The following is a 21,378-nucleotide window of genomic DNA, read 5'->3' as shown; positions in this document are numbered from 1 at the left end:
GGGTTTATTCAAGCCAACTAGCATAAAGCTCAGCGCTGATGCCGTGTATGCCATAGTATCCGTACCGTGCAAAATCACGAAACTATCGTACTGCTCGTAATTCGCCTGAATGATCTGTGCCAGTTCGACCCACACAGCGGGCTTCATATTCGACGAGTCGATGATCTCGTTTAGCGTCAGCAGCGTTATATCAAAGGCGAGACGGTGGAGTTCGGGAAGTCGGTCCAGTACCCGCTCGAAATCAAACGGAACCAGTTGACCCGTTTTCTGAGGTCCTGCCGTACGATCATACACCATCCCGAACGTACCACCGGTATAGATCACCAATACAGAAGGGCGAGACTGGTGCAGCGATCCGGGGTTGACGTGAACAGTTTTATAAGTCATTGTCAGTAAATCGGTTAAAAGATTGTAGCCAGGAATTATGGCCAGAGAATAAGGTTACTCTGGCAGTAAATTGGCATACAAAGCCGGAAGCAACGACAGTGCATTGGCAGTTGTATGCCGCGCTACGTCGTCAATACTGATTTGTTTAAGATCGGCCACACGCTGGGCGATAAGCTGTAAATAAGAAGGTTCGTTACGTTTGCCTAGGTAGGGTACTGGTGCCAGATAAGGTGCGTCGGTTTCGAGAACCAGATGCTCCAGCCCGATCTGCGGCAATACCGTATCCAGTCCCCCATTTTTAAACGTACTGACTCCCCCAACACCGAGCTTGAAACCTAAATCAATGGCTCGATTTGCTTCGGCGAGCGTACCAACAAAACAGTGAAAAATGCCGGTCAAGCCCGTTAGTCCCAGTTTTTCAATCAAATCAGCCGCTTCGGCGAAAGCGTTACGTCCGTGGCCCGACCGTGTATGCATCGAAACAGGAAGTTTTTGTTCGGCAGCCCAACGTAGCTGCCTCTCAAACGCCACAAATTGCTGATCAACATAGGTCATATCCCAGTAAAAATCCAGACCAATTTCGCCAACAGCCATAAATGCGTTACGATTCAACTGATCGGCAACCACGGCCAGCTCTTCTTCGAACGTATCGTTAACATAAGCAGGATGTAACCCCATCATAGGCAGGCAACGATCTGGGTACTGATCAGCCAGATCCATCATTCCTGATACGGTTTCGCGGGCACAGTTAGGCATCCAGATTTGGCTGATCTGCTGTTTCTCAGCCCGTTGTAGCATTTCTTCCCTATCCTCAAACTGGGCATCATAAATATGGGCGTGGGTATCAATAAGCGTCATGATTAGGTAATTTGTGAAATCATACAGCCATAGGTCTATAAAATTTCGACCAAAAAAGGCGCCTGGAGGCTACTAATTCAATACCTCTACAACTGTATAACTTCATCACTATTTATAGTTTCGTCCTTTCCACTCGATCCCGGTTGGCAACAGGTAAAAAACCACGGATAGTGGACCGATGATAAGTTGATAAATTTCAAATAGCAACGCATATGGCCATAAGCTGGTTCGGCGCAGACGGCTCAGACCGAAGGAAATGACCGTTGTTTGTACTAACAGTTTCATTACGTATAAACTAACGGCCATTACCGGGCTAAACCAAGCCACCAGCAGCAGCAACGGCCCCGTCAGGTATTGAACATAGAGGGCAATGACCATCCAGAGGGGCAAGTCCATCGCCCCACGCATCCAGCGTTTTCGCTGAAGAAAAAAGGCCGGGAACTTATCAACGGGTTTCGTTCGGGCAAGTACCTGCTCGTTCAGCAGGTTTTTAAATCCGTACCCTTTTCCTGTAACTGCCCGAAACAGGGTGTAGTCTTCGACCACCGAAAATGGTAGAGATTCGTACCCACCAATATTCAGATAGGCTTCTTTACTGACAACCATGTTGTTACCCATTGCCGTTACCGGAATCTCCAGGAAACTGACTATGTGCGTTAAGGTCAGATTATAAAGCCAGTCTATTGCCTGAAGTTTGTGGAAGACCTCAGGCCCTTCGGGCAACGTAACACCCGTGACAATGCCAACTTTCCCCGTAAACGAACGGCTCATTTTGATCAGCCAATCGGAGGGTACTTGTGTATCTGCATCGGTAAAGAACAGAAGCTGCCCCCGCGCCAGATGAATCAGCTGAGCCAGTACGTTGGCCTTGCCGGCAAGTCCTGGCTTGTTGGTTGAAATGGTAACGAGTCGATAATTCGGCTTGTCCGAAATGAATTGGGCCACAACCGACTCGGTCTGGTCAGTAGACTGGTCATTCCCGATAAATACTTCGACGGCCTGAGCCGGGTAGTTGAGTTGACTGATCGCCTGCAAACAATCTAGGATCGTACCTTCTTCATTTCGGGCAGCAATCAGAATACTCACCAGCGGATGGTTCGTATTCGGAAAATTACCATCTGACTGCCGGTCGACTAAACGATCAGTAACCGGCATAAACAGGCTGCGGAACAGCCCGGAACGAATAGCCTCGCTCAGCAAAATGGGCCAGTGTTCGCGGGAGAACGTAACGCATGGTAGGCCAGGCTTTCAGACTGTCGTGAAAAACTACAATTGAGCCGGGGGTGGTGTACTGAAGTGTTTTACGCAGACAGACTTCAGCCGACAGACGCTGATCAAAATCGCCCGTCAGTACGTCCCACATCACAATTGAATAATCTTCGATAACCTCAGCTACCTGCGATTTCTTGATACGTCCATATGGAGGGCGAAACAGGGCCGTTTCAACCCCTAACTGACGCTGGCATTTTTGGATATTTTCCAGATACGTAGCGTCGTCGGTTTTCCAGCCATTCAGGTGATTAAAGGTATGATTACCGACCATATGCCCTGCTTCGAGTACCTGATAAAGTACGTCAGGATGCTTCCGAACATTGTCGCCGATACAGAAAAAAGTAGCCTGTGCCACGTATTTGTCCAACTGCTCGAGCACAAATTCCGTTACGTCGGGAATTGGCCCATCGTCGAACGTCAGGTAAATGGTCGGTTCAACCTCATCCTCGATCTTCCACCAGAACTCAGGATAGACTGTTCGGAGCAAAAAATTTGATTTATGCAGAAAAAAAGACAAGGTGTTCAGATTTTAAAGTTCCAGGTGTTCGGTTCAGGATTCTAATCATCTGTGAATGAATTAGAACCGTTGAGCCGGAAACCCATCTAGTTGAGTTTACGTCCTTTCCAGATATAGCCTTTTCGCTGAGCAGCCAGCCCAAAGAAAACGACATAGAGCGGATAGATCAACTGCGTCAGCGGAATAACGCCCACCGACGATTTTTTTTGTAAAAAAACAAGAACTTGCCGTAAAAACAAAAACTCGGGTACGAGCTTCAATCCTATAACGACAAGAGCCACATTTCCGTTTAAAAAATTGAGCAACCAGCCCAAAACTGCCAACAAAGGTGCCGTATTACTCAGAAAAATGAATACGGCTAGCAGAGATGGCAACCAGCTGTCATAGGCCCGCCACTTACTTGCCCAGCGTTTGCGCTGGTTATAAAAAGCACTCCAGGACTGATGCGGCTGAGTCTGTACAATGGCTTCGTCACTTTTGAGAAACCGAATGCTATCAGGATACCGATTCGCAATTTTGTGCATCAGAAATTCATCATCGCCGGAAGCCAGATGATCAACTCCCGTGAATCCGCCAACCTCGCCAAATACTTCCTTTACGTAGCAAAGGTTAGCTCCGTTGCACATCGTCGGAATACCGAGTGCCATCGTACAGGCGCCGGTGCCAATCAGACTCGAGAACTCTACTGTTTGTAAGGAGTCGAAAACAGTTCGTTCGGTTGTAAACGTAACGGGTCCTGATATCAATTTTGCCCCGGTTTTTTCGTAGCACGTAGCAAAAGCGGCCAGCCAGTCGGGGCCGACGCGACAGTCGCCATCGGTTGTCATAATCAACTCACCCGTTGCCAGCGTGATGCTTTGCGTAATTGCTCGTTTTTTTGGGGAAGCCGAGCGTTCATTGGTCAGGGACAAGGGTCGAAGGGCATAAGGTACCCGATGCGCCATTCGTTCAACAATGGATAACGTAGCATCGGTCGACGAATCATCGGCAACAATCACTTCGAAATGCGGGTAGCTCTGCTGACAAAGGTCCTGAAGTAGCTTGCCGATGTTATCCGCTTCGTTACGAACTGGAATAACAACCGAAATAAACGGTTTTACATGCGCGTCCGCGTCAATCTGAATGGCTGGCAATCGCAACCAGGTAATCCAGAGCGTAAGCGTAAACAGCGCATACAAAAAGGCAACCGCCAGCAAAAAAATAGTCATTCGTCAGTATAGTCGTTAGTTGCCAACAGCCAGTTAACAAAGACTCGTAAGTGATATTCCTGACAAGCCCCTGGCAACTATGCTTTCCACTTTAATTTCCAGACCCAAATCAGTCCGACCAGTACAGGAGTTAAAATATTAGCCACCCAGAGAGTCAGTGTTGCTGTTAATAAAACAGGAATTGAAACCTGGTCAAACGGGGAAAATACCCAGAGCGCAGCCGCTTCCCGAACGCCCAGATCACTGAGCAGATTGAACGCTGGTGTAATCGTTTTCACCAGAAACACCATTCCTATTCCCGACGCCGAGATACCAGGCGTGAGTTGTATACCTACTGCTCGCAGAGCGAAATAAAACTGTATGGAGAAAACGACGTAACGTAGCGTAGCCATACCTAATGCCGAACCGATTTCTACGTTTGAATACAGCCCCGCTACGTTCCAATAACTTGAAAATCGCTGCAAGGTGGGTCGTCTTTCCAGCCAATATACCAGCGGCCGACGAAACAAGCCAAATACGATACCCCCTACGGATAACCCGATCAGTAACACAAGTAGCCATTGCCCGGCGGAGTTGTTACGTTCGGGTACGATTGTCAGATAGTGGGCCCAGGCACCCGTTCCCATCAGGATTGCTACGTAAAACTGCATGCCCCCCGACACCAACGACGCCCCGACGGCCTCTACCTGATGATTCCGTAACGAAAGCACCCGACCGGCGGTGTCGCCCAATTGCGCAGGTAAGGCAAATCCCAAGGATACCCCCGCCAATACACCCCGGTAAGCTTCCCAAAACGAAGTTTCGTTTAGCCGTCGGAGCAGAATCTTCCACTTAAGTGCTTCGAATCCCCAGTTTACCGGCGTCAATAAAAACAGTCCGGCAAGCCACTGTTCGGGATGGTCAACACCCCTGAGTTGATTCCGAACGGTTGCCCAATCGAAGGTTTGTTGCCGCACTACGTAACCAATGTAGGCTAACAGTCCGGCAAAAACAGCGATTTTTCCCCAGAAAATGATTTTTTTATCCGGTTTCAGCGACAAAACAGAGGAGAACACGTTACTTTGTAAAGAGTATAACGCCCAAATCATGATTATTACCCCCAATTCATCAACCGTTATCAAGGAGAAAATCATTCTCGGTGTAGACCCCGGCACGCAGGTGGCTGGTTACGGCGTCATTTCGGTGAAGTCGGGCGTGATGAGCATGGTTCAGTACGGCGTCGTTCAGTTGAGCAAATATAGTACGTACCAGCTGAAGCTCCAGAAACTATACGACACCATCCTGCGGTTGATTGACGAATACCACCCCGATGAGATGGCTATCGAAGATCCGTTCTTCGGCAAAAACGTGCAGGCCATGCTGAAACTGGGCCGAGCCCAGGGCGTAGTGATGGCGGCAGCCTTGTCGAGAAATGTTCCCATTGTTGAATACGCTCCCCGCCGGATCAAGCAGTCGGTAACGGGCAATGGAAATGCTTCCAAAGATCAGGTATCGCATATGGTTGGTCACTTACTAAAGGAAAACCTTGACCCTCAGTTTTTCGATGCGACCGATGCACTGGCGATTGCCGTTTGCCATCACTTCCATGAAAATGCGCTGCCAACAGTTTCTGGCAAGAAGACGAAAAAAGGTGCCTGGGGCGCTTTTGTAAGCGAAAATTCGGGCCGGATTTTGTAATCTGCTACGTATGTCCAACAACGCCAGGCCCCGCTTATTAGTCGTTGAAGATGAAGTTAAAGTTGCTACGTTTATTAAAAAAGGCCTGGAAACGCAGGGCTATCTGGCCGACGTAGCCCACGACGGACGGCAGGGAAAGCAAATGCTGGCCGCAACGGAATACGATCTGGCAATTCTGGACGTCAATCTCCCCTTCGTTAGTGGTCTGGAGCTGGCTCAGTACATACGCAGCCGAAACAAACCCGTACCGATTCTGATGCTGACGGCCCTGGATACCACGCTGGATAAATTGCTGGGATTTGAAGCTGGTGCCGACGATTATCTGGTAAAACCGTTTGAATTTCTGGAACTGCTGGCGCGGGTAAGGGCGCTGCTCCGCCGGGCAACACCGCCCGAAGAAGTGGATCGTGTATTGCGCGTGGCCGATCTGGAACTCGACCGCGATGAGCGCGTAGCCCGACGAATGGGCAAAACAATTGACCTGACGGCCCGCGAATTTACGCTGCTCGAATACCTGATGCGCAATGCCGGGCGGGTAGTGTCGAGGGTGGATATTGCCGAACAGGTCTGGGACGTCGACTTCGACACAGGAACCAACGTAATCGATGTGTATATCAGCTACCTACGAACGAAAATAGACAAGGACGCTCCGGTCAAACTGATTCACACGTTGGTGGGTATGGGCTACGTATTAAAAGAAAAATGAGCATTCGCAATGGGCTGACGCTACTGTTTACCATCATTGTATCAACGATGCTGGTCATTTTTTGTCTGTTTATTTATGCCATTACGTCGCAGCATCGTAAAAAAGATTTTCAGAACCGGCTAAAGGCTGAAGCCTACACCTCCGCCGAGCTTTTATTTGGGCAGGAAACCATTAGCCCAACCATTTACAAGCTACTGGATAAGAATCAGATTACGGTTCTGCCGCAGGAGGAGCTTATTATCTACGACAACTACAACAAAATCATCTACGAAAGCGGCAGCGATTACCTCAACATTACGCCCGCTACGTTAGAGCAGGTCCGGCAACGAAAAGAGATTTATTGGCAGGAAGGCAACCGCGAAATTGTAGGCATTCTGTTTATCGACGGCTCGAAACAACTGCTTGTATTTACGTCGGCAATTGACGTTTACGGGCTTGGTAATCAGCAAAATCTGGCAACCGTTCTGCTTATCGGCTGGGGGTTTATGACCGTATTGATGCTCGTAGCGGGGCGTTATTTTGCAGGACGTGCCCTGAACCCAATCAGTCAGATTAATCAGCGTATCGACGAGGTGAATGCCTCGCAGTTATCGCTACGTTTGCCCGAAGGCCCGCATCCCGACGAGCTGACGCAGCTGGCCCAGCGCTTTAACCGGATGCTCGACCGGCTGGAAGACGCCTTCCGTTTGCAGCGCGCTTTTGTCAGCCATGCGTCGCACGAATTACGCACTCCTCTAACCGCCATTACGGGCCAGTTAGAGGTATCGCTGCTGGCCGACGAAAACTCCGATGAACTCCGCGCTACGTTACACTCAGTACTCGACGACGTCCGTGGTTTGAATCGACTCACGAATGGCTTGCTGGGGTTAACTAAAGTAAGTATGGATGAATCGGCGGTACCGATGAGCCTCCTTCACATTGATACGTTGCTGGAACAGGTACGCAGCGAAATGAAGCGACTACATCCCGATTACATCATTCAGTTGATCGTTGTACCTCCTCCCCTTTCGGCACGCGATTGGCCACTGACGGGCAGCGATGCCTTGCTACGTACCGCTTTTTTCAACCTGATGGAAAATGGCGGCAAGTTCTCCCCCAACCATACGGTTCAGGTCGAACTGTCGGCTACGGGAAAAGCGCTACGTATCACTTTTCGGAACGACGGCCCCGCGATTCCGGCGGAGCAGTTGCCGGACATTTTCGTACCCTTCCGGCGAGGCCAGAACGCCAGCGGCATACCGGGGCATGGCATTGGCCTTTCCCTCACCGACCGTATCATCCGCCTGCATCGGGGCACCATTACGGTCGAATCTACAGACGAAACAGGCACGTTGTTCACCGTGACGTTCCCCGTTACGTAGCTACTAACGCATTTTCTAATTTCATTCTAATGTGAGTCTAACGCGAGCCTAACCCCGGTGTCGCACCTTTGTATTGTCAACGGAGCAATAGCCTTTCGCAACGCTCCTGACAATTACAACCAACTTGCATAACAGACATGAAAACCTCCATATTGATTCTCAGCCTTATCAGTTTATCAGCTCTTGTTGCCAACGCACAGGATGATCGCAAACTACGTAACGATCTGACGTACTCAACGCATAACTATAAACACCCAAACAAAGCGGCTGTGGCCCAGCGCTGGAAAGCCGATAAAAGTCTGGAAGTGACTCCGCCAGCCGCTGCTGTCAATCAACTGGCGAACTATAAACATCAAATGCCGGGTCTGGCTCCTGTAGGTGGCGTTGTGCTTCCGCACACACCGCAAACCGATGTGGCCGCCCGCAACTACAAAATTCAACGCGTAAGTCACGCAACGGCAGATCCTTCGCAGGAAATTTCCGTACGTTCACAATCGAAAGAAACACCGGCCGGTAACTAAGAAATCATGCATAAACTATCTGTAGGCTTTGCCGTTTGACGCTGCAGGTAGCTAAAAAAAACACCCCGATTCGCTGAATCGGGGTGTTTTTTTATGTTCCGACATAGAGATGATACGTTGATTTCCTAACGTAACGATACGTTGTTTTTCCCGGTAATAGAACTGACGGTTACGTGAGGAGGTGAATGTGTGGAATTATAGTCGGTGCGAGGGTGGATTCGGTTATGAAAAATGACGTACGTAGGCGCTGATGACTGAACCAAGCGAGTATATCTCCGCTGACGATTTACAAGTTTGGTCCCTACAACCAACAGGGCAACTAATGCCAGATAAAAAAGCATCGATTTCATAGCTGGTTTTTACCGATCAAAACGTGGAAGGCTTCAGATACAGCGCAGACAACCCAGAGTCGCGGGAATACAACACGGGAATGATTGTCAACCAGCGATGCTTCGACGTAACGTGCTTGGCAGGTGCTCATGAAAGTTAGTTTTGGGTAAGAGGAAAATAAACAACTCAAAACTACTCGTCAGATACGTTCAGACAAGCGCAAGTAGACGGCAGGTAAAAATTCCCCGATAACTGGTGGAAATAGGCTTGTGCGTGGTTATAGTCAGTCTATCCCGGCCGCTACATTCGATACGACAGATCATACTGAATCGACCCGTACACACGAAAAACCGAGAGTACACAGGTCGACGACGTAGCAGCACCGTCATTAATGGCCGGTTTCCAGTTTAGTTTGTCAGGTGTCCATTCGGGCATATTTCGGATGACCTGCTGCACATAACTAGATACGCCAGCCACCTGATAGTGAGCGGTTGACGCGGCATTAACCGATACGCTGACATTGACGACCTGACCAATTTCGTTGATTCTTAACGTAGCCGTAATTCTCCGGATTTGTTCGCCATCCAGCACCGAACTCAGTTTTTGTTTCAGGTAAGTCGCCAGATCATCGCGCTTACTGATGAATTTTGTTGGCTGGTAGAACGGCTCGCACTTATGCACTTCTCCCTCCAGATCGTAGCACTTGCTTTGCGTGATACGTCCATATTTATAGAATTCCCGACGTTTGATCGACCCATCTTCGTAGAAAACCATGAAAGGCCCCTGTAGCAGATCGTCCTTATATTCACAGGTTATATAAAGTTGCCCCGTTCGGTAAAGAATTTTCGTCGGGCCGTAGCGAACAACTCGGGAGATGCTGTCTAACTGAAAACCATTAGGCAGGTCTTTCGGTAATAGTTTGTAAGAATCGAGTCGGAACAGCTCTCCACTTTTTCGGAAAATCCGAACCGTAAAATATTCGTTGCGCTTACCATAGTACGAGATTTCCTCATCGTATTCATCGTGAGTGCGACGTACAGTATTCGAGGAAGCTTCCTGTGCAGAATCTGCCTGAGCCTGTACGTATTGAGCAGACAAAAGCCAGAAACATAAAGTAAGAAACGCTTTCATGACACAGGGTAAAGCTTCGACTAACGCACGGAAACTGCCAGTAAAGTACCTATGAATAACAACTGATTAATGCCCTGAATGGTTAGCAATCAACAGTTAAAACAATTTTAAGAAATTATTGAGTATTTATTATGCAGATTTTCCAGCAAACGATACGCCTGTCCGCCTACCCACGTGGATTTCATCTGATCACACGGACGATTGAAAACGAGTTCAAAGAGCTCCGGCAAATTCAGACAGGACTGCTACAGGTCTTTATTCAGCACACATCGGCCAGTCTGACCATTAATGAAAATGCCGATCCAACGGTACGTGGTGATTTTGAGCGCTTTTTCAATAAAACGGCGCCGGAAAATGCACCATACTACCAGCATAACTACGAAGGATCGGACGATATGCCTGCCCATCTGAAAGCAGCTATGCTCGGCAACTCCGTTACGATTCCGATTACAAACGGACGGCTGAACCTCGGCACCTGGCAAGGTATTTACCTGGGCGAACATCGTAACGATGGCGGACGCCGAACTCTGGTACTGACAGCCTGGGGAGAAACAATGAATCAGAAGTAATTTTATCGTAACAACCGCCAAACCTCGGCTGCGCTGGTAACGGGCAGCTGGCAGGCCCGGTTGTAGCAGACGTATACAGCGGTTTTTCCATCGATTGGCCCTCGTTGCTGCAGCAGCGGCAGTTCGCCTTTGTCGGTAGTGCCGCAGAGCACTTTGTTCGGATAAAATTCGGCATCTAATGCTCCCCGAAACTGATCGGCCTCAGGACCGACGATAGCAATTTCGGCGGTTGGTCGTGCCCGTAGTGCAAATAGAGCGGCCCAGTTGGTTAGGTAATCGGCATTTTGCTGAACCAATGGCTGGATTCGCCCGAGCATCTGGTCAGCATGATCGGCGTATTCCGGCCGTTCGAGCAGCAGACTAAGTACATACAGGTTCTCAGCCATCATCGAGTTTGATGACGGAATTACGTTATCGAACAGTTCTTTACGGCGGGCGATGAGTTCTTCGCTATTTTTATCCGTAAAGAAGAACATGGGATCAGGACCTGTTTCGGCCTTGCTAGTGTCTGAGAAATTGGCCACTACGTACTGCATCAACTGGTCGGCTTCTGTCAGCCAGTTTTCTGTAAACGTAGCCTGGTAAAGGGCCAGTAAGCCATCAATTACAGCCGCATAGTCTTCTAAAAAACCCGCCTGACGAGCCCGGCCATTTTTGTACGTATGCCATAACCGACCATTGCGGCTGTCGCGCATTTTCTTCAACAGAAAGAAACCCAGGCGTAAAGCCAGCGTCAAAAACTCCGGTTCGCCAAAAACACGGTAGGCGGTAGCCAGCCCTTTCAGCATCAACCCATTCCACGAACACAAAATTTTGTCATCCAGCCCCGGACGAATACGTTTGTTACGTAGATGCAACAGCCGGGTATGGGTAGCATCGAGTCGCACATTCAACTCTTCCAGCGACCAGCCCATACGTTCGGCAAAGGCTTCATCCCGTTCGGTTCGGTGCAGAATGTTACGTGGCGACATGCCATGCCCAGGGTCCCAGTTGCCCGTTTCCGTTAGATTATACAATTCGGCAAACCACTCATAATCGTCCCCCAAAGCCTGACGAAGATCCCATCCTTCAAAGGTGTAGAATTTACCTTCAACGCCTTCACTATCGGCATCGAGTGCGGAATAAAAGCCCCCTTCTGGACTGAGCAACTCACGCTGCGCGAAGCCAATTGTCTGATAGACTACGTGTTTATAAAGCGGACTTTTGGTCAGACTATAGGCTTCCGAATAGAGCGTCAGGAGTTGCCCATTGTCGTACAGCATTTTTTCAAAGTGGGGCGCAAACCAGTCGACATCCGTTGAGTAGCGGGCAAATCCACCGCCAAGCTGGTCATAAATACCGCTCAACGCCATACGGTCGAGGGTCAATTCAACCTGACGTAATGCGGCTTCATTACCACCCGTCGTAGCCATCGTTACGTCATAATAACGTAGCAGAAATCGCCAGATGCTGGGCATCGGAAATTTCGGAGATCGACGCAGTCCGCCTTTTTCATCGTCGGCCTTAACCGCAATTTTGCGGTAAAAAACATCCAGCGTTTCAGGCGAAAATAGCGGATCATTTTGCGTCAGACCGTAACGTTCTGCATCGGTCAGGTTCAACTCTCGCGCAAAACCTTCTGCGGATTGAATCAGGTCATCCCGGTGTTCGTCAAATGCCGACCGTACGCCACCCAGTAAATAAATCCAGTTTTTTTTCGGTACATACGTAACACCATAAAAGGGTTTGGCATCCGGCATCAGAAATACGTTGAGCGGCCACCCCCCCTGCACCCCCATTGCCTGCACCGCATCCATGTAGATGGCGTCAACATCCGGGCGCTCCTCCCGGTCAACTTTAATGCAAACGAAATGCTCATTCATCACCTGCGCTACGTCGTTTTCCTCGAACGACTCTCGTTCCATAACGTGGCACCAATGACAGGCCGAATACCCGATGCTGACTACAATGGGTTTATCCTCTTCAATAGCTTTGGTTAAGGCTTCTTCGCCCCACGGATACCAATTGACCGGGTTATTGGCGTGCTGAAGTAAATAAGGACTGGTTTCGTATTGCAGCTGATTGGGCATGATAAGCAGGGGAATAAGGGCGGAAGGCACAGGGTAAGAATGGAGGGGGCGAATCAATCCTATGCCCTTACCACGCTGCCCCTCGCCTACCTGGCAACAACTATTTTTTTTGTTTGAATCAGATTCTCTTTTCGAATACGTAGTACGTATAACCCGTTCGGCAAACTCGCTACGTCTACCGTTTCGGTTTTGCTGGTGGCTGCTTTTTTAACGACGATTTGCCCCAGTGTGTTTAGTAAAGTGAGCTCAGTAGATGCAGGAGGAATCTGATCGAAGGTTAGCGCCAATACGGTCTGGGCCGGATTTGGCGATACCGTTACGTTTGGCAATATCGGTTCGGTGGCCGTTACGTTCCCCATGTCGAAGCGGCATAAATACACCTCCCTGCCGGTTAACTCAATCGTCTGTTGCCAGGATTTATACCGAACGGTTACAGACGTTTTCTGTCCATCGTCGGCGTACGAATTATGAGCGGCTACCAGAATATTGTTTCCATTGACAACACCCCGCCAAACCGGCAATTGCTTTTCCAGCAGATCACGCGCGGGCGTTTCAATCACCAGCTCGTAATTTCCCTGAAACATATCGGCAAATCGTGACAGCCGGTATAAACCATGCGTAAAATGCTCGTAAGCCGCAAAAACTTCGTTACGTTCTGTTCCCAGAGTTGGGTTTTCCCAGAGCCATAAGCCAGAGGCTCCTGAGAAAAACGGAAAAATGGCGGTAGCTTCGGCCATGAAAGGCTGGATAAACTTCAGCGGTGTATTGGACGTATCGTGGTACCGCATCCATACCCAGGGCACCACAGGTTTGTTGCTCCAGGCTCGATTGACTTCTACGTGAAACAGCAAGTAAGGCAGATAGTCTTCAGCTAAAGGACTGGGGTAATCATAAAAATAATAGGCCGAGGGCGACAACACATCCAGCTGGTCGTAATAAGGTCCCCCTATACCGCTGCCGTCCTGTTTTTTGACCAGATAATTGACCCGATCCAGATTAGACGTCCAGTCCGCCCAGGTAAACGTCGGTATGTTCAGGTACGTATTGAGTACGGGTGTATCGGCGTAACTACTAACATTAACCTTTGAAAAATCAGCTCGCTGGCGGATGTAGCGCATGCCTTCGGCGTACAGGTTTCGCATGTCTCTTTTGTAGGCAGCCACAAAGTCCGCGTCAGCTAATTTTCGATACGTTTCGGGCACCCGTACGTCCTGTTTTAGCCTTAAGATGCGCGTGTCGGTTTCCTGAATACGTTCAATGTCAATCACCAGTCGCCCAATGGACACGACGTACTGACCAGCGGGGTTTTTCTGTCCGCCAGAAATACCGACCAGAAAATCGTCCCACTTTTTATAGTACGCATTCATATCATTTTCCCAGGGACTTTCAATGGTTTCCCAAGGCTGGTTGAGTCCCGTAGCAAATCCGTAATACACAATAGCGTGTTGTTTGGCCTGCACAAGCGAACCGTATTCATTGCTTTTGATATCGACCAGGTGACTGAAACCGTGGCGCAGTGGACTCGCTTGCGTATCATTGAAGCGAGGGCCTCCGTAGACAACCGTGAAAGGAAGGGTAAAGTCAGGAAATTTATTCCATCCAATCTGATTGGGCTGACTAACCGGCGTAAAATTCAATCGATCAGCACATTGTTGCTGAGCGCTTACGTCCTGAGCACCCATCAGAAATAACCCCGCTAACCCAAGAAAGAAAACATTAAAAGGAATGCGCATCGCTTGAAGTTTCAGCAAAACTACAGAATTTTAGGGGCGTAATGTGCTATTTTGCGCAAACGAATACGTTACTATTCATCGTTATCAGTCAAAAAAAGAATCTATGAATCGACCTTATCAAACCCATAATATGCTCCGTTTAGTCCTCATTGCCAGCCTGTTTTTAAGCCTTTTATCGGGTTGTAAAAAAGACGACGGCAGCAACCCTACCCCTGGCGAAGCCTCAGAACTATTAGTGGGTAATAACTGGCGCGCAACCAGTATCACTACGACAAATGGCCAGGAAATCAATAAAAACCGACTTGATTTGTTTACGCAAAGCTTGTTCGAACTTAATATGCAGTTTCGGAGCAATGGGCGGGTAAATGCGACGGACCCTCTACAAGCCAACTCGGTGGTGAACGGAGGGACCTGGACAATGGCCTCAGATAGTCAGTCCATCGACGTAGACGTAACGGGTTTCAAAGGCAACTTCCCGATTGTCCAGTTGACTAAAAACAAACTGATTTTGCGGCAGGACGACAAAGCGTCGGTCGACGGTCAGAAAACCAATATCCATATCGTCTTCGATCCGGTTTTGTAATGAATGATTGAATAGCTGACGCATGCACCTATTCAATCATTCAACAATTTCTCTTATGAAATTCGAAACCGAGCCAGGCTTCTACGTAGCGGCCGATGCGTGGGGCAACCCTGAGAATCCGCCCGTGCTGCTGCTTCATGGCGGAGGCCAGACCCGTCATTCCTGGGGCGACACGGCTCAGTTGCTCGCCGATGCCGGGTGGTATGCCATTGCGCTTGATGCACGCGGTCATGGCGACAGCGACTGGTCGATAGAAGGCCATTATGGAATCGAATACCTGGCGAATGACCTGCGAGCTGTGGCCAGTCAGCTTACCCAAAAACCTGCCATTGTTGGCGCATCCATGGGTGGCATGACAGCCCTGATTGCGGAAGGGGAACGAGCGCCAGGTACAAATTCCATTTGCAGCGCTATCGTGCTGGTCGATATTGCCCCCCGCACTGAACAGAAAGGTATTGAACGAATTTTTGCGTTTATGAGCGGCAACCAGAATGGCTTTGCGAGCTTAGACGAAGCCGCCGAAGCCGTAGCGGCTTACCTCCCCCATAGGCCTCGCCCTTCTGATCACAGCAGGCTGGAGAAAAACTTACGACTACGCACAGCACCAACTGGCGAATCTCGCTATTACTGGCATTGGGACCCAAAAATGCTGTCACTCTGGCGAAAAAATACAGGCCCGGATCAGCAAACACATAACGAAGAACGACTCTACGCAGCTGCGCACGCCCTCACCGTTCCAACGCTTATTGTTCGCGGAGGCATGAGCGACGTAGTGAGCGATAAAATTGTCGCGGAATTTCTGGATGCCGTTCCTCACGTTCAGAGTGTTAATGTTGCCGAGGCAGGTCATATGGTTGCCGGCGATTCAAATCACGCGTTTACTCGGGCAGTGATTGAGTTTTTGACTAATATTGACTGATTGAACAGAAATCGGCTATCCTACTCCTCAATCATTCCTGCATGAAAAACAACCCCCGTATCCTCACCGCCTGGACCTTCTACGACTGGGCCAATTCCGTACATGCGCTCGTCATTGTATCCAGTATTTTTCCGGTTTATTTCTCCGCCACAGCCCTTAACGAAACGGGAGGGCCGGTGATAAATTTCCTGGGTATTTCCATCAAAAACTCCGTTCTGTTTTCCTATACGATTTCGGCAGCTTTCCTGTTTACAGCCCTTCTCTCCCCCGTTTGCTCAGCCATTGCCGATTACAGCGGCCAGAAGAAAACGTTTATGAAGGTATTCTGTTACACCGGAGCCATCAGTTGCAGCTTACTTTATTTTTTCGTTCGCGAAACCACTACGTTTGCCGTTATCTGCTTCTGGCTCAGCCTGATTGGGTGGAGCGGCAGTATTGTCTTTTATAATTCGTACCTACCCGACATTGCTACTGAAGACCAGTACGATCGAGTCAGCGCACGGGGGTTTTCGATGGGCTATATTGGAAGCGTGCTGCTTATGGTCGTCAATCTGCTGGTTATTCTAAAACGCGAGTGGTTTGGTAATATCTCCGAAGCCATGGCTTCACGCATTGCGTTCCTGACGGTTGGATTATGGTGGATTGGATTTGCTCAGATTCCGTTCAGTCGCCTGCCAGACGGCACAAAAAAAGGTACAGGTCAGAAAGGTAATTATTTGCTGAACGGCTTTAAAGAACTGCGCAATGTGTGGTCTGAGTTGCAGGAACAACCGCTGGCCAAACGGTTTCTGGTTTCTTTTTTTGTGTATAACATGGCCGCCCAGACCGTAATGTACGTAGCAACGATATTCGGTAGTGACGAATTAAAGCTTCCCGGTCAAAGCCTGATTATTACCATTCTCCTGATTCAGCTGGTGGCGATTCCAGGTGCCTATGGTTTCTCCCGACTGTCGGAGCGGTTCGGCAATACGTACTCACTTATGACCGCCGTTGTCATCTGGATTTTCGTTTGTGCCGGTGCTTATTATGTCCAAACGGAAGCTCAGTTCTTCGGCCTGGCGGCTATAGTGGGGTTAGTGATGGGCGGTATTCAATCGATGTCACGCTCAACGTACTCCAAACTTATTCCAACCACAACAGACACCGCTTCGTACTTCAGTTTCTATGATGTTACGGATAAAACCTCGACCGTTTTTGGTACGTTAGTGTATGGCCTGATCGAGCAATTAACGGGGAATATGCGAAACAGCGTGCTAGCGTTGCTGGTATTGTTTGTTATTGGGTTTGTGCTTTTGCTGCGTATTCCGTCGCAAAAAATTTACCGCACCCGTTTGGAAACAGAGGAAGTTTTGTAAGTTTGCACTCCCTTTACGGAAATCGAAGGAGGTTAGCTCAGTTGGTTCAGAGCGCTGCTTTGACAGAGCAGAGGTCAGCGGTTCGAGCCCGCTACTTCCTACTTAAGAGACCGGATCGCAACAGCTGTGATCCGGTCTCTTTTTATTTGTTCGACTCACAATCAGAGAGGGAAAAGTTACAATTTAATGGCCGCGGAATTATCCGGATTGCGTCGCATCAGCCATTCAGAGACGTAGCAAGGCAGGGTTTGATTAGTTAAAAGATCGATTATGCTTTTAGCGTAAGTTCTCTTTCCTATGTCTAAACTCTGATAACTGAATGGCAACTACGCGCAGGCATTTTCTAAAACATTCGGCTCTGACCGCTGCGGGAGCCGGACTCATTGGTCTTCCCTCTATAGAAGCGATCGCCAGTCAGCGGAAACGGGTAGCCCCGAACGATAAAATCCGATTGGGTGTCATTGGTTGCAACGGAATGGGCTGGTCGGATCTCCGTTCGCACCTGCTTATGAGCGACGTAGAGTGCGCTGCCCTGGCCGATGTGGACCAGAGTGTACTGGACAAACGGGCGGCTGATGTTGAAACGATTCAGCACAAGCGCCCCCAGCTTTTTAAGGATTACCGAAAAATGCTGGAGAATAAAGACATCGACGCCGTAATAATCGGCACACCAGATCATTGGCATTGTATGACCCTCATCGATTCTCTGTCGGCTGGAAAGCACGTTTATTGCGAAAAGCCACTGGCGAACAGCATTGAGGAATGCAACCTGATGCTTAATGCCGCGCGAAAATCTAACAAGATGGTACAGATTGGTCAGTGGCAACGTAGCGGTTCGCACTACGCCAAAGCCATTGAGTATGTTCGTTCAGGGAAGCTGGGTAACATTCGGTTAGTGAAGGTATGGGCGTATCAGGGCTGGATGAACCCCGTTCCGGTTAAGCCCGACAGTGCTCCTCCTGCCGGTGTTGACTACAACATGTGGCTGGGGCCAGCACCGAAGCGTCCGTTTAACCCCAATCGGTTTCATTTTAATTTTCGCTGGTTTTGGGATTATGCCGGTGGCTTGATGACCGACTGGGGCGTCCACGAAATTGACATCGCCCTGTATGCGATGAACGCCAAAGCGCCTAAATCCGTGATGGCTTCGGGCGGGAAGCTCGCCTATCCCGATGATGCCTCCGAAACGCCGGACACGTTACAGACGGTTTATGAATATGAGGGTTTCAACATGCTCTGGGAACATGCCACGGGTATTGACGGGGGGAACTACGGACGTACTGAGGGCATCGCTTTCATCGGAAACAATGCTACGTTGGTACTCAATCGGGACGGCTGGGAGCTCCTGCCCGAAACGGAATCAAAAAATAACATCAAAGTCTACAAGGTAGAAGACCTTCCCAAACAGGTCCGTAATGGTGATTACTTAGGTGAGCATACAAAAAACTTCGTGCAGGCTATAAAAGCCAACGATGCCAGCATTCTGAAATGTGGTATCGAGACGGGTAGCATTGCCGCTATCAACGCTCATATGGGTAATATTGCCTTTAAAACAGGGCGCAAAGTCTACTGGGATGCAGCCGCTGGGGGATTTAAGAATGACACACAAGCCAACGCGCTGATTGCCGCCCATTACCACAATGGCTGGAAATTGCCAGTGGTTTGACGTATTACTTACGTAGCGCGGTCAGAAGAACCGCGCTACGTAAGTAATACCGACCAATCTTCTCGCTATTTTTTCTTCAGATCGGCCGAATCAATACGCCCCTGCCTGGATTTAACCAGAACGGTGAAATTCGGCCTCTGACTTTGTTTTTGGCCGTTACTTTTTTTCTGCGGAAAAAAATACATGAACAGACGGGTGCATGGTGTACAAGCGGTAGTGTTGTCCATCATTGACCAGAATTCCACTTGATTTATTCTCGCCCACAACTGGATTTCCCGCGTATTTTTTCCAGTGAATGAGGTCTTTTGATACCGCTACGTTAGTCGACCATTCGTGCCAGTCGCTAAACGCTGAAGCATGGTAATAGGCGTAATACAGTCCTTTGTAGCGGATCACCTGGTTCATGGCTATCGCATGTTTATCGTAATTATCCGGCCCTTTGGCGAGCACAGGTTTATCCTGAATGTTCGTCCAGGCTTTCAAATCCTTGGACGTAGCGAGCCAAACAGCCTGATCTTTCCGCTCATAGAACAGATACCAGATATTGTTTTCTTTCCAGGCAACCGGTGTTCCGTATGGTCCTGCGCCAATTGGCTGGCCGTTAGTGAGCCGAACGTCCAGCGGTCCCTGCTCCTGCCACGTAACACGGTCCGTCGATGTTAGTAGATGCGCTACATCGTCTTTCCCTTCGGCAAACATATAGTACGTAGCACCGTCCTTCACTACGTTTACATCTTCTACCCAACTCGTCGTATGAATGGGGTTATCTTTATAACGGGTCCAGTTCAGTCCGTCGGCCGACGTAGCGTAGCCAAGCTTTTTCGTTTTATCCTTTCCATCCTGATAGCCCGTATACCACATGTGGTACGTACCATTTTCGTGCAGAATATAGCCCCGCTCCCGAATTTTCTGATCCCACGTATCGGCTCCGGTTCCGGCAAATACCGGATTATTTTTGTAGGGAACAAACCGAACCAGCTCGGCCGGAAATTCTGCTTCGGTTAAAGCTTTTGAAGCAGGCTCCTGCGGAATCCATTCGCGGAACAGCAGCCCGACAATCAATAGCGAGAAGAACGTAGTGGTTGTGTTCACGGTGGTAAAGGTTTGCGTTACGCTTTCATTTTCAGATATAACTCCTCGACCTTCTGCCGCGCCCAGGGAGTTTTACGCAGAAATGTCAGGCTGGATTTTATGCTCGGATTGTCGGTAAAACAACGAATGTTAATGTACATGCTCATTCGTTTCCAGCCGTATGTATCGACCAGCTCGTTTAACATCGTTTCGAGGGTTTTGCCATGCAGTGGATTATTCGGCTGTGTGTCGGCCATAGCGAAGTTTTTAATCATCGCAAGTTATCCATTTTGGGATATTTTTACAGACAGTGCTACGTTAGCTATAATAGCATGCGTTTATTCTCTTTATGCCAACAACGTATCATAAAAAATTCGGTTTATTCCGCAATTCCGCTGTCCAACGCGAATTACAGACGCTTGATCCGTTTGCCGATCACCAACGTATCGTACACCTGCTGACGGCTTATGAATTTCCGTTTGATATTACCCGCGCACTCGAACTGGCCCTGTTTCACACCTACGCCAGTCCGCGCGTATCGGGTTTGCTCATTCGTACGGGAGAGTTTGAGCGCCACGGACAGAAGCGGTATGACGACACCAGCCGGTTAATTGCCGAATTTATGGAATCGGGTTATGATAGTGAAAAAGGACAACGGGCCATTAGCCATATGAACCATATCCACGGCCACTACCGGATCGATAATGATGATTTCCTGTTTGTGCTCGGCACATTTGTTTTTTATCCCATCGACTGGATCAATCGCTACGGTTGGCGAAAGCTAACCCCATCTGAAGAACTGGCATTATTTTATTTTTTCAGAGAAGTCGGTCGTCGCATGAATCTTCACAGTCTTCCCGACAACCCGGCGGAGCTGCGTACTTTTACCGATGCGTATGAAGACCGTCATTTCCGGTACACCGAAAGTAATAAACGCGTTGCCGACGCTACAGTGAAGATCGTCCAGAGCTGGTTTCCAGGATTTTTGCATCCGATGGTGCAGCCCACGTTTGCTGCCCTGATCAGCGATAAGTTACGAATGGCGTTTGGCTACCGGCGTCCGGCGGGGTGGTTTATAGCCTTAACAGAAGGAGCGCTGTGGCTACGAAAATGGCCGTTACGCTGGGTTACGTTTAAGCCCTACCCTTCTCTTATAAGCAATACGTCCTTCCGATATTATACCGATGGGCCACCCGATATTGAAGCCGTAGGACCCGCACATATAGTGAACCAGAGGAACACTAACGATAAATAAGCCTGTGATTTTAAGAAAAGTGAAAAATTCTCAAACAATGCAGCAGGTGGTATAGTTATGTATTTGTCTTTCGCTCAATATATTAATTAATAGAATTATACATACACGAGCGAAACTAAAAGCCAGGTGACTGAAGTCGTCTGGCTTTCTTTTTTATACCCTATAACGTACCTAAAATGGGCAATCTTCA

Annotated in this window: 22 protein-coding genes and 1 tRNA gene; 11 read left to right on the top strand and 12 right to left on the bottom strand. The window is 49.0% G+C overall.

Going from position 1 to position 21,378, the window contains the following annotated elements; all coding sequences use genetic code 11:
• From ACOJS8_RS09210 to ACOJS8_RS09185, 6 genes are all read right to left on the bottom strand, one after another.
• Positions 1-387: asparaginase domain-containing protein (locus tag ACOJS8_RS09210; RefSeq protein WP_420148243.1), on the bottom strand; the 387-nt coding region annotated here is incomplete at its 3' end.
• A 54-nt stretch (positions 388-441) separates the two neighbouring features.
• The gene (locus ACOJS8_RS09205; RefSeq protein WP_420148242.1) at positions 442-1,245 is read right to left on the bottom strand and encodes a TatD family hydrolase; all 804 of its coding nucleotides are present in this window, start codon (positions 1,243-1,245) and stop codon (positions 442-444) included.
• 108 nt (positions 1,246-1,353) lie between these two features.
• Positions 1,354-2,400, bottom strand: coding sequence for a glycosyltransferase (locus ACOJS8_RS09200; RefSeq protein ID WP_420148241.1), 1,047 nt, complete (start codon positions 2,398-2,400; stop codon positions 1,354-1,356).
• Positions 2,387-3,034, bottom strand: coding sequence for a polysaccharide deacetylase family protein (locus ACOJS8_RS09195; protein ID WP_420148240.1), 648 nt, complete (start codon positions 3,032-3,034; stop codon positions 2,387-2,389). The genes ACOJS8_RS09200 and ACOJS8_RS09195 overlap by 14 nt, the downstream gene beginning before the upstream one ends.
• Positions 3,035-3,120: 86 nt before the next feature.
• Positions 3,121-4,242: a glycosyltransferase family 2 protein gene (locus tag ACOJS8_RS09190; protein ID WP_420148239.1), complete on the bottom strand. Its 1,122-nt coding sequence runs from the start codon at positions 4,240-4,242 to the stop codon at positions 3,121-3,123.
• A 77-nt stretch (positions 4,243-4,319) separates the two neighbouring features.
• A complete protein-coding gene (locus ACOJS8_RS09185) occupies positions 4,320-5,282 on the bottom strand; it encodes a lysylphosphatidylglycerol synthase transmembrane domain-containing protein (protein ID WP_420148246.1) in 963 nt (320 codons plus the stop codon).
• A gap of 46 nt (positions 5,283-5,328) precedes the next feature.
• Here ACOJS8_RS09185 and ruvC point away from each other — a divergent pair, with 46 nt between their 5' ends.
• The 4 genes from ruvC (at position 5,329) to ACOJS8_RS09165 (ending at position 8,507) form a co-directional block, all read left to right on the top strand.
• A complete protein-coding gene (gene ruvC, locus ACOJS8_RS09180; protein WP_420148238.1) occupies positions 5,329-5,919 on the top strand; it encodes a crossover junction endodeoxyribonuclease RuvC in 591 nt (196 codons plus the stop codon).
• A 10-nt stretch (positions 5,920-5,929) separates the two neighbouring features.
• On the top strand, positions 5,930-6,625 hold the full coding sequence (locus ACOJS8_RS09175; RefSeq protein WP_420148237.1) for a winged helix-turn-helix domain-containing protein: 696 nt from the start codon (positions 5,930-5,932) through the stop codon (positions 6,623-6,625).
• Positions 6,622-7,986 carry a HAMP domain-containing sensor histidine kinase gene (locus tag ACOJS8_RS09170; protein ID WP_420148236.1) on the top strand — a complete coding sequence of 455 codons (1,365 nt, stop codon included), beginning with the start codon at positions 6,622-6,624 and terminating at the stop codon, positions 7,984-7,986. The genes ACOJS8_RS09175 and ACOJS8_RS09170 overlap by 4 nt, the downstream gene beginning before the upstream one ends.
• Before the next feature lie 137 nt (positions 7,987-8,123).
• Entirely contained in the window at positions 8,124-8,507 is a 384-nt protein-coding gene (locus ACOJS8_RS09165; RefSeq protein ID WP_420148235.1) for a hypothetical protein, read from the top strand.
• Positions 8,508-8,632: 125 nt separating this feature from the next.
• On the opposite strand, the gene ACOJS8_RS09160 is transcribed toward ACOJS8_RS09165, so the two are convergent.
• Positions 8,633-8,857 (bottom strand): hypothetical protein, encoded by a 225-nt coding sequence (locus ACOJS8_RS09160; protein ID WP_420148234.1) that lies wholly within the window; start codon positions 8,855-8,857, stop codon positions 8,633-8,635.
• A gap of 280 nt (positions 8,858-9,137) precedes the next feature.
• On the bottom strand, positions 9,138-9,968 hold the full coding sequence (locus tag ACOJS8_RS09155; RefSeq protein WP_420148233.1) for a toxin-antitoxin system YwqK family antitoxin: 831 nt from the start codon (positions 9,966-9,968) through the stop codon (positions 9,138-9,140).
• 131 nt (positions 9,969-10,099) lie between these two features.
• Between ACOJS8_RS09155 and ACOJS8_RS09150 the strand changes: the two genes are divergently transcribed.
• Complete coding sequence (locus tag ACOJS8_RS09150; RefSeq protein ID WP_420148232.1) at positions 10,100-10,537, top strand: secondary thiamine-phosphate synthase enzyme YjbQ; 438 nt, start codon at positions 10,100-10,102, stop codon at positions 10,535-10,537.
• Positions 10,538-10,539: 2 nt separating this feature from the next.
• On the opposite strand, the gene ACOJS8_RS09145 is transcribed toward ACOJS8_RS09150, so the two are convergent.
• Both ACOJS8_RS09145 and ACOJS8_RS09140 read right to left on the bottom strand, forming a co-directional pair.
• A complete protein-coding gene (locus tag ACOJS8_RS09145) occupies positions 10,540-12,606 on the bottom strand; it encodes a thioredoxin domain-containing protein (RefSeq protein ID WP_420148245.1) in 2,067 nt (688 codons plus the stop codon).
• Between the two features lie 86 nt (positions 12,607-12,692).
• Positions 12,693-14,357, bottom strand: a complete 1,665-nt coding sequence (locus ACOJS8_RS09140) for a T9SS type A sorting domain-containing protein (RefSeq protein ID WP_420148231.1) — start codon at positions 14,355-14,357, stop codon at positions 12,693-12,695.
• A gap of 112 nt (positions 14,358-14,469) precedes the next feature.
• Here ACOJS8_RS09140 and ACOJS8_RS09135 point away from each other — a divergent pair, with 112 nt between their 5' ends.
• The 5 genes from ACOJS8_RS09135 (at position 14,470) to ACOJS8_RS09115 (ending at position 18,862) form a co-directional block, all read left to right on the top strand.
• On the top strand, positions 14,470-14,922 hold the full coding sequence (locus ACOJS8_RS09135; RefSeq protein ID WP_420148230.1) for a hypothetical protein: 453 nt from the start codon (positions 14,470-14,472) through the stop codon (positions 14,920-14,922).
• 55 nt (positions 14,923-14,977) lie between these two features.
• Positions 14,978-15,841 (top strand): alpha/beta fold hydrolase, encoded by an 864-nt coding sequence (locus ACOJS8_RS09130; RefSeq protein WP_420148229.1) that lies wholly within the window; start codon positions 14,978-14,980, stop codon positions 15,839-15,841.
• 41 nt (positions 15,842-15,882) lie between these two features.
• Complete coding sequence (locus ACOJS8_RS09125) at positions 15,883-17,196, top strand: MFS transporter (protein ID WP_420148228.1); 1,314 nt, start codon at positions 15,883-15,885, stop codon at positions 17,194-17,196.
• Positions 17,197-17,222: 26 nt separating this feature from the next.
• Positions 17,223-17,297: transfer RNA gene (locus ACOJS8_RS09120), tRNA-Val, on the top strand.
• 218 nt (positions 17,298-17,515) lie between these two features.
• Complete coding sequence (locus tag ACOJS8_RS09115) at positions 17,516-18,862, top strand: Gfo/Idh/MocA family oxidoreductase (RefSeq protein WP_420148227.1); 1,347 nt, start codon at positions 17,516-17,518, stop codon at positions 18,860-18,862.
• A gap of 156 nt (positions 18,863-19,018) precedes the next feature.
• On the opposite strand, the gene ACOJS8_RS09110 is transcribed toward ACOJS8_RS09115, so the two are convergent.
• Both ACOJS8_RS09110 and ACOJS8_RS09105 read right to left on the bottom strand, forming a co-directional pair.
• Positions 19,019-19,954: a glycosylase gene (locus ACOJS8_RS09110; RefSeq protein WP_420148226.1), complete on the bottom strand. Its 936-nt coding sequence runs from the start codon at positions 19,952-19,954 to the stop codon at positions 19,019-19,021.
• A 17-nt stretch (positions 19,955-19,971) separates the two neighbouring features.
• The gene (locus tag ACOJS8_RS09105; RefSeq protein ID WP_420148244.1) at positions 19,972-20,190 is read right to left on the bottom strand and encodes a VF530 family DNA-binding protein; all 219 of its coding nucleotides are present in this window, start codon (positions 20,188-20,190) and stop codon (positions 19,972-19,974) included.
• A 92-nt stretch (positions 20,191-20,282) separates the two neighbouring features.
• On the opposite strand from ACOJS8_RS09105, the gene ACOJS8_RS09100 reads away from it, so the two are divergent.
• Positions 20,283-21,188 carry an oxygenase MpaB family protein gene (locus tag ACOJS8_RS09100; protein WP_420148225.1) on the top strand — a complete coding sequence of 302 codons (906 nt, stop codon included), beginning with the start codon at positions 20,283-20,285 and terminating at the stop codon, positions 21,186-21,188.
• Positions 21,189-21,378: the final 190 nt, after the last annotated feature.

Origin of the sequence: Spirosoma sp. (assembly GCF_048594605.1) — a bacterium.
Lineage (GTDB): Bacteria > Bacteroidota > Bacteroidia > Cytophagales > Spirosomataceae > Spirosoma.
The sequence above is the reverse complement of the archived record's forward strand: the minus strand, read 5'-3'. Positions and strand labels throughout refer to the sequence as shown.

Bases quoted from the DNA above. Each gene is read 5' to 3' on its own strand.
- ACOJS8_RS09205 (WP_420148242.1), bottom strand. From the start codon at position 1,245: ATGACGCTTATTGATACCCACGCCCATATTTATGATGCCCAGTTTGAG.
- ACOJS8_RS09200 (WP_420148241.1), bottom strand. From the start codon at position 2,400: ATGCCGGTTACTGATCGTTTAGTCGACCGGCAGTCAGATGGTAATTTT.
- ACOJS8_RS09190 (WP_420148239.1), bottom strand. From the start codon at position 4,242: ATGACTATTTTTTTGCTGGCGGTTGCCTTTTTGTATGCGCTGTTTACG.
- ruvC (WP_420148238.1), top strand. From the start codon at position 5,329: ATGATTATTACCCCCAATTCATCAACCGTTATCAAGGAGAAAATCATT.
- ACOJS8_RS09175 (WP_420148237.1), top strand. From the start codon at position 5,930: ATGTCCAACAACGCCAGGCCCCGCTTATTAGTCGTTGAAGATGAAGTT.
- ACOJS8_RS09170 (WP_420148236.1), top strand. From the start codon at position 6,622: ATGAGCATTCGCAATGGGCTGACGCTACTGTTTACCATCATTGTATCA.
- ACOJS8_RS09165 (WP_420148235.1), top strand. From the start codon at position 8,124: ATGAAAACCTCCATATTGATTCTCAGCCTTATCAGTTTATCAGCTCTT.
- ACOJS8_RS09160 (WP_420148234.1), bottom strand. From the start codon at position 8,857: ATGAAATCGATGCTTTTTTATCTGGCATTAGTTGCCCTGTTGGTTGTA.
- ACOJS8_RS09155 (WP_420148233.1), bottom strand. From the start codon at position 9,968: ATGAAAGCGTTTCTTACTTTATGTTTCTGGCTTTTGTCTGCTCAATAC.
- ACOJS8_RS09150 (WP_420148232.1), top strand. From the start codon at position 10,100: ATGCAGATTTTCCAGCAAACGATACGCCTGTCCGCCTACCCACGTGGA.
- ACOJS8_RS09145 (WP_420148245.1), bottom strand. From the start codon at position 12,606: ATGCCCAATCAGCTGCAATACGAAACCAGTCCTTATTTACTTCAGCAC.
- ACOJS8_RS09135 (WP_420148230.1), top strand. From the start codon at position 14,470: ATGCTCCGTTTAGTCCTCATTGCCAGCCTGTTTTTAAGCCTTTTATCG.
- ACOJS8_RS09130 (WP_420148229.1), top strand. From the start codon at position 14,978: ATGAAATTCGAAACCGAGCCAGGCTTCTACGTAGCGGCCGATGCGTGG.
- ACOJS8_RS09125 (WP_420148228.1), top strand. From the start codon at position 15,883: ATGAAAAACAACCCCCGTATCCTCACCGCCTGGACCTTCTACGACTGG.
- ACOJS8_RS09115 (WP_420148227.1), top strand. From the start codon at position 17,516: ATGGCAACTACGCGCAGGCATTTTCTAAAACATTCGGCTCTGACCGCT.
- ACOJS8_RS09105 (WP_420148244.1), bottom strand. From the start codon at position 20,190: ATGGCCGACACACAGCCGAATAATCCACTGCATGGCAAAACCCTCGAA.
- ACOJS8_RS09100 (WP_420148225.1), top strand. From the start codon at position 20,283: ATGCCAACAACGTATCATAAAAAATTCGGTTTATTCCGCAATTCCGCT.